The 12447-nt window shown below is 38.0% G+C and carries 8 protein-coding genes; 6 read left to right on the top strand and 2 right to left on the bottom strand.

Annotated elements, in window-relative coordinates:
- Positions 1 to 93: 93 nt before the first annotated feature.
- Genes AC0INN_RS04745 through AC0INN_RS04770 form a run of 6 tightly spaced genes read left to right on the top strand, consistent with a single transcriptional unit; the run spans position 94 to position 10567 of the window.
- Positions 94 to 3003, top strand: a complete 2910-nt coding sequence (locus AC0INN_RS04745; protein ID WP_273647812.1) for a SusC/RagA family TonB-linked outer membrane protein — start codon at positions 94 to 96, stop codon at positions 3001 to 3003.
- Positions 3004 to 3014: 11 nt separating this feature from the next.
- Positions 3015 to 4568, top strand: a complete 1554-nt coding sequence (locus AC0INN_RS04750; RefSeq protein WP_273647813.1) for a RagB/SusD family nutrient uptake outer membrane protein — start codon at positions 3015 to 3017, stop codon at positions 4566 to 4568.
- Positions 4569 to 4572: 4 nt separating this feature from the next.
- Positions 4573 to 6003, top strand: coding sequence for a glycoside hydrolase family 30 protein (locus tag AC0INN_RS04755; protein ID WP_273647814.1), 1431 nt, complete (start codon positions 4573 to 4575; stop codon positions 6001 to 6003).
- A 3-nt stretch (positions 6004 to 6006) separates the two neighbouring features.
- Positions 6007 to 8229 carry a beta-glucosidase BglX gene (gene bglX, locus AC0INN_RS04760; RefSeq protein ID WP_273647815.1) on the top strand — a complete coding sequence of 741 codons (2223 nt, stop codon included), beginning with the start codon at positions 6007 to 6009 and terminating at the stop codon, positions 8227 to 8229.
- Positions 8230 to 8274: 45 nt separating this feature from the next.
- Complete coding sequence (locus AC0INN_RS04765; RefSeq protein WP_273647816.1) at positions 8275 to 9084, top strand: glycoside hydrolase family 16 protein; 810 nt, start codon at positions 8275 to 8277, stop codon at positions 9082 to 9084.
- A 43-nt stretch (positions 9085 to 9127) separates the two neighbouring features.
- Positions 9128 to 10567, top strand: a complete 1440-nt coding sequence (locus AC0INN_RS04770) for a glycoside hydrolase family 30 protein (RefSeq protein WP_172283285.1) — start codon at positions 9128 to 9130, stop codon at positions 10565 to 10567.
- A gap of 88 nt (positions 10568 to 10655) precedes the next feature.
- On the opposite strand, the gene AC0INN_RS04775 is transcribed toward AC0INN_RS04770, so the two are convergent.
- Together AC0INN_RS04775 and AC0INN_RS04780 are read right to left on the bottom strand one after the other, a co-directional pair.
- Complete coding sequence (locus AC0INN_RS04775; RefSeq protein ID WP_306612026.1) at positions 10656 to 11390, bottom strand: hypothetical protein; 735 nt, start codon at positions 11388 to 11390, stop codon at positions 10656 to 10658.
- A gap of 215 nt (positions 11391 to 11605) precedes the next feature.
- The gene (locus AC0INN_RS04780) at positions 11606 to 12418 is read right to left on the bottom strand and encodes an enoyl-ACP reductase FabI (protein WP_172283283.1); all 813 of its coding nucleotides are present in this window, start codon (positions 12416 to 12418) and stop codon (positions 11606 to 11608) included.
- Between the last annotated feature and the right edge of the window lie 29 nt (positions 12419 to 12447).

The raw sequence follows: 12447 nt of genomic DNA on the forward strand, positions 1-12447 counted from the left end.
GAAATATTAAAATATTTATTAATATAATGTTAACTATTTAAAAAAAAATATATTTTTATTGTCTCAAAATGAGAATTAAAAAACTAACTGTATATGAATATTAGAATATCAAGAGGTTTGGGAGTAGTTGCTGTACTATATTTTACAGCTAATTTCAGTGCCCAGAAAACAGCCAATGATACTCTTCCGAAAGAACAGAAAATTGAGGAAGTGGTAATGATTGGTTATGGTACTCAAAAGAAGAGTAATGTGACCGGAGCAATATCGAGCATCAAAGCTTCCGATATTGATGACGTTCCTATGGGAAGACCAGAGCAGGTTCTGCAAGGTAGGGCAGCGGGTGTTTCCGTAATTTCAAATTCCGGGCAACCGGGTTCTCCTGCTACAATCAGGGTCCGTGGTATTACCAGTTTTGGTGCGGGAAGTAACGATCCCTTGTGGGTTGTAGATGGCATCGTAGTGGATAACATTGCCTGGTTAAATCAGTCCGATATTGAGGGAATGGAAATCCTGAAAGATGGTGCTTCGGCTGCAATCTACGGGGTTTCTGCAGCGAAAGGGGTTGTCCTGATTACTACTAAGAAGGGAGCTAAAGGAAGATTAAACCTTTCTTATAATGGTTTCTTTGGAGTAGGAAGTGCTGCAAAAAAACTGGATCTCCTTAATGCTACACAGTATGGGATGATCATGAACGAAGCTAATATGAATGATGGAAGAGCACCTGAATTTGCAAATCCTTCAGCTTTGGGAAATGGAACAGATTGGCAAAAACAAATTTTTAATTCTGCTCAACGTTCTTCCCATGAATTCAGCATCAGTGGAGGAAGCGATAAATCTACTTTTTATACTTCATTTGGTTATTATGACCAACAGGGTATTGTATTGCGGGATATCTCTAATTACAAAAGGATTAACGGAAGAATTAATTCCACGCATAAAGTATTTGATTTCTTAACGGTTGGACAAACTTTTGCCTATACACATACTAAATCACAGGGAATCAATGCGAATGGAGAGTTTGGTGGACCTTTGAGTTCCGCGATCAACCTCGATCCAACAACTCCTGTAGTAGTAACAAACGGAGTGGCTAATCAGCCTTTTCCTAGTGACTACATTAATAACCCAAATCACATCAACGATCCTAACGGAAATCCATATGGAATCTCTCACTATGTAAGTAAAGAGATGTCCAACCCATTGGCTTTCCAGCAAACTCAGTTAGGAAGGTATAACTGGACGGATGATTTGGTTGCCAATGTATTTGCGGATTTGAAGTTAAGCAAGCACCTGAGCTTTAAATCAAGCGTAAATGGGAAGCTTTCCTATTGGGGGAATCAGGCATTTACGCCGGTATCTTATTTAAGTTCTGCAGTTAAGAATGACTTTAACAGCTTATTCAGAGAAACACAGAAAAAATTTGAATGGAGTACAGAGAATACGGTTACCTATCAAAATAAATTTGGACAGCACAGCTTAAATGTATTGTTGGGACAAGGATATTATGAGTATAATATTTCTTCAGGTCAAAACACTACTTATAAAAACTTACCTACGAATAACTGGCAGGAAGCTTCTTTTAATTTTGAAATTCCTCAGTCCGACAGATCTACCAACGCTTGGGACGGGAAAGAAACCCATAAAACATCCTATTTTGCGAGAGTGGTTTACGACTATGCAAACAGATACCTTTTCACCGGAACAATTCGTAGAGACGGATCATCAAAATTCGCAAGAGCTTATCACTGGGGGAACTTCCCGGCAATGTCTTTGGGATGGAATGTATCCAATGAAGAATTCTGGCCGGAAAATAATGTTATTAACAGCTTTAAGCTAAGAGGGGGATATGGAGTCTTAGGAAATGATGCCATTGATGATTTCCAATATGCCAACTTCCTGATTCCTGGAAGTAATTATACCTTCGGAGATGATGTAATCCATATTGGATATGCGCCAAGTACATTAGAGAACCCTAATCTGAAATGGGAAAGGACATCTCAGCTAAACATCGCTGCGGATTTAAAAATCTTTAAGAACTTTGATTTATCAGTAGATGTGTACAGAAAGAAAAGTACGGATATTTTGAGAAAAATCGATCTTCCGGGTTACCTTGGTCTGATCAACAACCCTTGGAGAAATATCGGGGATATGAATAATGACGGGGTGGAAGTAAGTCTTGGATATAAAAAGAACTGGGGTGATTTTGGATTTTCAGCAAACGGAAATTTTGCTTATCTGAAAAATGAAATTACAAGGCTTGAAGGAGATAAACCTTATGTAAACTTTGCTTCATACCAATCAATGGGAGCTGTTTCCAGACTACAGGTTGGTTCCTCTTACGGATCATTTTATGGATATCAGAACTTAGGTATTTTCCAAAACCAGGCAGAAATTGACGCGTACAGAAATGCTTCTGGAGGTGTGATTCAGGCTAACGCAAAGCCAGGAGATTTCAAGCGACTGGATGCTAATGGTGATGGAAAAATTGATGAGAATGACTATGTAAACCTTGGGAATTCTGTTCCAAAATATACGTTTGGACTTACCCTGAATATGAACTACAAAAACTTCGATCTGATGATATTTGCTCAGGGACAAGCAGGGAACAAAATATTCCAGGGATTGAGAAGACTGGATATCCAGGAAGCCAATTATCAAACAACCATTCTTGATCGTTGGACAGGAGAAGGAACTTCCAACACCATTGCAAGAGTGACTAAAGATGATCCTAATCAAAACTATACAAGAATGTCTGATTATTATTTGCAAAAAGGTGATTATTTACGTTTGAAACTGGTACAGGTAGGATATACACTTCCAAAAAATCTTTCTGAAACAATTGGAGCAAGTAAAGTAAGATTCTACGTTACGGCAGAAAACCTTGTTACTTTCACTAAGTATACGGGATTTGATCCTGAAATAGCAGGAGGAGATACATTCGGAATCGACCGGGCGTATTATCCACAGGCAAGAACTTTCCTTTTCGGAGCTAGTGTACAATTTTAATTAAAAGAAAAATGAAAAATAAAAGATTTATATATAAGAGTTTATCTGTCTTATTATTAGCAGGAATAGGCTTTGGAGCTGTTTCTTGTAATAACAGCAACCTAGAGGATGTACAGAACTCAGGGACATTTGAACCCGATAATTATTTTAGAAACGAAGCTGAGTCATTCAGTGGTCTTGTGGCTGTGTATGATATGTTGAGAAAATACTCTGGTGGATTTGAAAATGAGGTTACTTTCTTCAACGGAGCATCTGATGATTTCTATTCCGGAGGGGGAAGTTCCACGGATGGTGCAGGAATACAGGGGTTTTCTAATTATACGATCAATCCTATTATTATGCCTCCTAGTTATTGGAAAGATTTTTATCAGGGGATTGCGAAAGCGAATCTATTGTTTGAAAGGATTCCGAATTCAAATATGGACGAACAGAAAAGAAAGCGTTTCATTGCAGAAGCAAAAGTCCTAAGGTCATTGTATTATTTTGAATTATTGAGGATATTCAAAAATATTCCATTGATTTTAAAACCGATTAAATATGACGATGATTACTATAATATTCCTCAGGCAAAACCTGAAGATGTGTATACCCAGATAGAATCCGATATTCTTTCCGCTATTAATGATCTGCCGGTATCCATTGCATCAACAAACAAAAGTGAACTTGGAAGAATCACACAAGGATCTGCTCGTGCTATATTAGGCAAGATTTATTTATATGATAAAAAGAATTCTGAAGCGGCTACCCAGTTTGCAATGGTAAACGGAACTCCAGGAGGAACGAGCCAGTATGGATATAAATTGGTTGCTAATTTTGCCGATCTGTGGGTGGTGAACAATAAATTCACATCAGAGTCTATATTAGAAGTAATGCATACCAATAAGAGTAATGCAGACTGGGCATTTTGGGGAAGTGGAAAGGATGAAGGAAATACAGTCAACCAGATGGTAGCAATAATATCTTACGGAAAGGTGGCTCCGGCACCAGGACAACCTGCAAATGATGCACCGGACATCTATAAAGGATGGGGATTCAATCCTGCAACCGACGATCTGTTTAATTTCATGCAGGGAGATCCTCGTTTAAATGCGACCATCTTTAATGCAAAACAATTAAAGCAAGACGGTAAGATTACCTATACGCCAGGATTCAAGGATACAGGATATTTCTTACAGAAATTTTTACCTACAAATGCTGATAAATCCACGGAGCCGGGAGCTACAGAATTGAACTTCCGTCAAAATTATATGGCCATCAGATTAGCAGATACTTATCTTATGGAAGCAGAAGCTTTAGGAGGTTCCGGAGCAAGAGCTCAGGCCCTACTAGATGCTGTAAGGGATAGAGTAGGATTGCCTTCAGTTCCGGTTTCTATGCAGGCTATTAAAGACGAAAGAAGGAGAGAGCTAGCAGGTGAAGGACACAGATGGTTTGACCTGGTAAGATGGGGGGATGCTCCGGCAAAATTGGGAGCAAGAGGCTTTACTGCAGGTAAAAATGAAATTTTGCCAATTCCTTTTAATGAACTAGTAAATACAGCATTAAAACAAAACCCTGGCTACTAAAAACATGAAGTTTCACAGTTTATATAGTTTCTTTTTTAGAAGTATCACACCACTTTGTGGTGTGGTACTTTTATCTTTATCAGCATGCAAGTCACATTCGGTAAGTACAAGAAACGAAGTTCAGATATGGCTTACGAAAGGAGATGAGAGTATAAAATTACAACAGCAACCTTCAATTGGTTTTACAAACAATCCGGGTAGCAGTCAGAATATTGAAATTGATGACCAGCAGAAGTTTCAATATATTGACGGTTTCGGATATACGCTGACAGGAGGAAGTGTGGAAGTAATCAACAGGCTTTCAGAAACTAAAAGAAAAGTATTATTATATGAACTTTTTGGTAAAAAGGATCAGTCCATTTCAGTCTCTTATATAAGATTGAGTGTCGGAGCTTCAGATCTTGACAGTGAAGTTTTCTCCTATGACGATTTACCGGAAGGACAAAAAGATTCATCATTACAACATTTCAGCCTTGCAAAGGACAAAGATCTGATTGCTATGCTAAAGGAGATTTTAGCAATTAATCCTAAAATTAAGTTTATTTCGGCACCCTGGTCTGCACCTGTCTGGATGAAAGATAACGGAAAGTCAAAAGGGGGAAGTTTAAAGCCTGAGTACTATAAGGTATATGCTGATTACTTTGTAAAATACATTCAGGGAATGAAAAAAGAAGGGATTACAATTGATGCCATTACTCCTCAGAATGAACCCTTACACCCGGGAAACAATCCGAGTTTATATATGACCTCTGATCAGCAGAAAGATTTTATTAAAAATCATTTGGGACCTGCTTTTAAATCTAAAGGCATTACAACTAAGATTGTTGTGTACGACCACAATTGTAATAAACCTGAATACGCAACCAACATACTGAGTGATCCTGAAGCTTATCAATATGTGGATGGTTCTGCATTCCATCTTTATGAAGGCGATATTTCTGCGTTAAGTACTGTCCATAATGCTTATCCTGATAAAAACCTTTATTTTACAGAGCAGTGGACAGGCTCCAGGAGCAACTTTAATGAAGATCTGAATTGGCATACCAAGAATGTGATCATCGGTTCTATGAGAAACTGGAGTAAAATAGCTCTGGAATGGAACCTTGCTAATGATCCGCAGTATAAGCCGCACACTGAAGGGGGCTGTACGGAATGTAAAGGAGCCATTACAGTTTCCGATAAAGAAAATTTCACGAGAAATGTTTCGTATTACATTATTGCTCACGCTTCTAAGTTCATTCCGGCAAACTCGCAAAGGATAGCTTCATCTCAAACCGATAATCTGTCGACTGTAGCATTCAGAACACCTGAAGGAAGAACAGTTTTGATCGTACAAAATAATAATAAAACAGAAGAGACCTTCTCTCTTAAATTTAATCAAAAAACAGCTCAGGTAAGTTTACCCGGAAACGCTGTTGCAACCTATATTTTCTAAATTATGAAAAGAGTTTATTTCTTACTGGCATTTGCCACTTTCGGCCTCAATACATACGGACAAAAAACAATCGACCAGAAAGTTTCTGAGCTTTTGTCTAAAATGACATTAGAAGAAAAAGTAGGACAATTGGTTCAATATAGTGGTTTTGCTTATGCAACAGGACCTCAGAATTCCAATTCGGCAACTGTTCTTGAAGAAATAAAAAAAGGTAAGGTAGGTTCCATGCTCAATGTAGCTGGTGTAGAAGAAACAAGAGCTTTTCAGAAATTGGCATTGGAATCAAGGTTGAAAATTCCATTATTATTTGGCCAGGATGTGATCCATGGATATAGAACTACATTCCCTGTGAATATCGGACAAGCTGCGAGCTGGGATTTAGGATTAATTGAAAAGTCTGAAAGAATTGCAGCAACGGAAGCTTCAGCATATGGCATCCACTGGACTTTTGCACCGATGGTCGATATTGCCAGAGATCCGAGATGGGGAAGGGTCATGGAAGGCTCGGGTGAGGATACATATCTCGGTACTTTAATTGGCCTGGCAAGAATCAAAGGATTTCAGGGGAAAGGTTTAGGAAACCTTGATGCTATAATGGCCTGTGCCAAACATTTTGCAGCCTATGGTGCTGCAGTGGGTGGCAGAGATTATAATTCTGTGGACATGAGCCCCAGACAATTGAATGAAACTTATTTACCCCCTTTTAAAGCAGCAGCAGAGGCCGGAGTTGCTACGTTTATGAATTCATTTAATGACATTAATGGAATTCCTGCGACGGCAAACCAATACATCCTCAGAGACCTGTTAAAAGGGGCGTGGAACTATAAAGGCTTTGTGGTTTCAGATTGGGGCAGCATTGGTGAAATGGTGAACCACGGATATACAAAGGATAAAGCGGAAGCTGCTGAAAAGGCTATTATCGCAGGAAGTGATATGGATATGGAAAGCCGTGTTTATATGGCTGAACTTCCTAAACTTGTAAAAGACGGAAAAGTAGATCCGAAATTTATTGATGATGCGGCCAGAAGAATTTTAATTAAAAAATTCGAAATGGGATTATTTGATGATCCTTACCGTTTTAGTGATGAGAAAAGACAAAAAGAACAAACAGATAATCTTGAGAACAGGAAGTTTGGGAGAGAGTTCGGTTCAAAAAGTATCGTCCTTTTAAAAAATCAGAATAGCGTTCTGCCACTTTCAAAATCTACAAAAACTGTAGCTTTGATAGGTCCTTTCGGGAAAGAAACTGTTGTGAATCATGGTTTCTGGTCTGTAGCATTCAAAGATGACAATCAAAGAATTGTGAGCCAGTTTGATGGAATTAAAAATCAACTGGATAAAGGTTCCACATTATTGTATGCCAAAGGATGTAATGTTGACGATCAGGATCGCTCTATGTTTGCTGAAGCAATAGAGACGGCAAAAAAAGCGGATGTGGTTATTATGACCTTGGGTGAAGGGCACGCTATGAGTGGAGAGGCGAAGAGTAGAAGCAATATTCACTTTTCTGGAGTTCAGGAAGAATTATTGAAGGAAATTGCAAAAACAGGAAAACCAGTTGTATTAATGATTAATGCAGGAAGACCTTTGGTTTTTGATTGGGCAGCGGACCATATTCCAACAATTTTATACACATGGTGGCTTGGTACTGAAGCAGGAAATTCAATTGCGGATGTCCTTTTTGGTTCTGTAAATCCGGGTGGAAAGCTTCCGATGACTTTTCCCAGAACTGAAGGTCAGATCCCTGTGTATTATAACCATTATAATACCGGAAGACCGGCAAAAACCAATAAAGAAAGGAGTTATGTTTCAGCATATATTGATCTTGATAATGACCCTAAATTTCCTTTTGGATATGGATTGAGTTACACAAAATTCAAATATTCCGATATGACATTAAGTTCTGAAAATCTTAGAGGAAATCAATCTTTACAAATTAAAGTTAATGTTTCCAATAATGGAAATTATGACGGTGAAGAAGTCGTGCAGCTTTATATTAGAGACTTATTCGGAAAAGTGGTAAGACCGGTAAAAGAGTTAAAAGGATTTCAAAAAATATTCCTGAAAAAAGGAGAAACGAAAACTGTGAGTTTTACACTGTCATCTGAAAATTTAAAATTCTATGACGACAAGTTGAATTTTGATTGGGAAGGGGGTGAATTTGAAATTATGGTAGGAACAAACTCTGAGGAAGTTCAGACAAAGAAAATTAATTGGATTAAATAGCCAGGATTACTAATGCGGGTAGTAGCCCGCTTTATATTAACGCATATGAAATTTTTTTTTCGAAATAGTTTACATGTATGGGTTGGAGGGATGCTGCTGTTTTCAGTGTTAGATTGTGCTTCATATAAAACAGATTCCGGCAGGAAGCTGATCTGGAGTGATGAATTTAATGGAAAGGGATTACCTGATTCATCAAAATGGAATTATGATGTAGGCGGAGGTGGTTTTGGAAATGAGGAAGCTCAGTATTATACAAAAGACCGTCCTGAAAATGCAAGAATGGAAAATGGGAATCTGGTGATCGAAGCAAGAAAAGAAGCATGGGATAAAAATAAATACACATCTGCACGACTTTTAACCAAAGGGAAGTTCTCTTTTCAATATGGAACAATTGAAGTAAGGGCTAAATTACCCAAAGGAAGAGGAACGTGGCCTGCCATATGGATGATGAGTGAGAATATGAAGAAGTGGCCGGATGATGGAGAACTTGATATTATGGAACATGTGGGATTCAATCCCGGATACATCCATGCATCAGTGCACACGAAAAAATACAATCATATCAAGGGAACTCAGAAAACAGATACTTTGATTGTTAATGATGCCAGTGAACGCTACCATGTGTATAAAGCAGACTGGACGCCGGAAAAAATAGAGGTTTATATTGACGATAAAAAATTTTTCACGTACGAGAACGAGGAAAAAACAAACGAAGCCTGGCCCTTTAACCGGCCATATTATATCATTTTGAATCTGGCTATAGGTGGATTCTGGGGTGGGAAAGAAGGAATTGATGACTCTATTTTTCCTCAGAAGTACTATATAGATTATGTACGGGTTTATAAGAATAAATAATGAAGGGAGTTGCACAGCTCCGTAAAAACAGGAAGTAATAATAATGAAAAAACTAATTGTAAGCTGTCTTATTGCAGGGATAGCCAGTCATGTCAACGCACAGAATTACTGGAAGAAGAATGCCGGAAAATCGGCCAGGGTTATACTGACGAATTCCAAAACTGACGAAAAGATGGTAGATAAGGGAATGGTGCAGTTTGCAAAATTTGATCAGCCTAAAGAAAATGAAGCCTGTGTTTTTGTAGACCCGGATTTTAAATATCAGAAACTGATCGGAATCGGAGGTGCAATAACAGATGCAGCTGCAGAGACGTTTTATAAACTCCCGAAGGATAAGCAGAAAGAAATCATAGAAGCCTATTATGGTAAGAATGGATTAGGCTACACTGTAGTGCGTACCAATATGAATTCATGTGATTTTTCAAGTGATTCGTACACGTATGTAGAAGATAATGACACCTCATTAAAATCATTCTCCGTTGCTCATGATGAAAAATATAAAATACCGATGATCCAGGAAGCTCAAAAGGCGATAGGGAATCAATTCAAATTGTATTTTTCACCATGGAGCCCACCGGCATGGATGAAATCGAATAAAAATATGCTGAATGGAGGCCGGCTTGAGAACCAGTATTATCAGACCTGGGCGGATTATTATATAAAGTTCATCAGGGAATATGAAAAAAGAGGAATCAAAATCTGGGGATTAACTGTACAAAATGAAGCCATGGCTAAGCAAACCTGGGAATCTTGTTTGTACACTGCTGAAGAAGAGGCCGCTTTCCTGAAGAATAACCTGGGACCCACTCTATGGAAAAACGGATTTAAAGATAAAAAAGTAATGATCTGGGATCATAACAGAGATCTGATCTTTCAAAGAGCCACAACAACTTTAAGTGATCCTGAGACTTCAAAATATGCTTCAGGAATTGCATATCATTGGTATGAGACCTGGCACAATAAGACCCAGTTGTTTGATAATGTTGGGGAAACACACAGGGCATTTCCGGATAAGTTCCTGGCTTTTACAGAAGGATGTAAGGAAGTTTTCAATATGTCAAGGATCAATGATGTAAGTCTTGGTGAATTGTACGGAAAAAATATGATCAATGACTTTAACAGAGGTACTTCATTATGGACGGACTGGAATGTTTTGCTTGACGAAACAGGAGGGCCGAATCATGTAGGAAATTTATGTTTTGCACCGATTATTGCAGATACCCAGTCAGGAGAAGTACATTATACCTACGAATATTATTATGTAGGGCATGTTTCAAAGTATATTAAACCCAATGCGCAAAGAATTGGAAGCTCTACCAATACATCAGGGTTGATTTCTACCTCATTCATGAATGAGAACGGCCAGTTGGTTACCGTTATTATGAATAATACAGATAGTGATATCAATGCGAGCCTCTGGATCGAAGGAATGGCTGCCAAACTTCCTGCGCCGGCGCATTCCATACAAACAGTAATTCTATAATACACTTCATATTAATATTTTTTTATTAAAGTAGGCTGTCTTTTTTAGACAGCCTACCTTGTTTTTTATTAAAAAATAAAAATGATATTTACAATTCCTCCAGTAAAACATAGGTTCCTACAGATGTTCTTGTAGATGCTCCTGAAACATAATATCCTGAGTTTCCGGCATTACTTCCTCCATAACGTACCTTGAGTTCAACATACGCGTTGCCAGTGGAGCCTGTTGTTACGATGATAATAGGAGGAGTAACACCTCCATCATCAAAGGTTTCTGTAGACGATTCCGTATATCCCTGGGTTGTTACGATTGCTTCAGCGTCACCACCGGCTGAAAACAGAGATGTGATATAACCGGGAGTAGTATTGCTATTACCAGTGGTACTTCCTTTAATTCCAATGTATCCGGTTATTTTAAATGTTTTATTGGGGGGTAAATTAATTCTGTCTTTTTGGCTATTAAAGGACAGGTGATCCGTATTAATGCCGCTTACCACACCATCATATGTTAAGTTGTAGTCAGTCCCTTTTGTAGTAAGAAACTGCGATGAGTTTTTGGAAAGTACCGCATAGATTTTTCTTCTGATCACTTCAGGATTGCTGTCCGATAATTTCTCAACATTCACTTTTTGAACAATCCCATTATCATCTGATGTTAAGATATATTTCGGAGCGGATGCAATACTGTCTACGTTCCTGATTCTTGTGTTTCCATTCACATCAAGAGTAGCAGTTGGGGCTGTTGTGTTAATTCCTACCTGTCCAGTTTGCGAGTACGCAAATGGCATAATGCTTATAAAAATAAGTATTTTTAACTTCTTCATAATTTGTTGCTTTTTGGCAAAGTTAAATTAATTCAATTATAAGAGAAAAAATACGAATTAAATATATTATGTTTGACATATAATCAAAACGTTCTATGTGTCATTTTTTGTAAAATAAGCCGATTTAGGTAAAGCTATATTAATAGTAAGCTAGCAAATAAAAAACAGGCTGTCTTGAAAAGACAGCCTGTTTAATTTTTTATTAAGAAAGTTGATTATTTCTCAACGTCATACTTACTAATTACTTTCTGAGTAACACCCGAACTACTGAACCCACCGTCATGGAACAGATTCTGCATTGTTACTTTTTTGGTAAGATCAGAGAAAAGTGTAACACAGTAATCTGCACATTCAAGTGCCGTAGCGTTTCCAAGTGGAGACATGTCTTCTGCATATCCAAGGAAACCTCCGAAACCTTTTACTCCACTTCCGGCAGTGGTAGGAGTAGGAGACTGGGAAACCGTATTTACACGAACTTTTCTTTCCCCCCAATAGTTTCCGAATGTTCTCGCGATACTTTCAAGATAAGCTTTGTTATCAGACATATCATTATAATCAGGGAATGTTCTCTGAGCAGCAATATAAGTAAGTGCCAGGATGCTTCCCCATTCATTCATACAGTCTTTTTCCCATGCCACACGCATTACTTTATGGAAAGAAACAGCGGAGATATCCCATCCTTTTTCCAACCAGTCGTAGTTCATTTCTGTATAATGTTTTCCTTTTCTTACATTTACGGACATTCCTATGGAGTGAAGGATGAAATCTATTTTTCCGAATTTTGCGATCGCAGCATCAAAAAGTTTTTCAAGATCTTCAACAGAAGTAGCATCTGCTCCGATAACCTCTGAGCCTGTTTTTTCAGCTAAACCGTTAAGTTCTCCCATTCTCAAAGCAATAGGAGCATTAGATAAAATAAATTCAGCTCCTTCTTCATGGCATCTTTCAGCAACTTTCCATGCGATCGATTGTTCATTAAGGGCCCCAAAAATAATTCCCTTTTTGCCTTTAAGTAAACCGTATGACATAATTTTTTAATGTTTATTAATATTACAAA

The organism is Chryseobacterium subflavum (genome assembly GCF_055762745.1).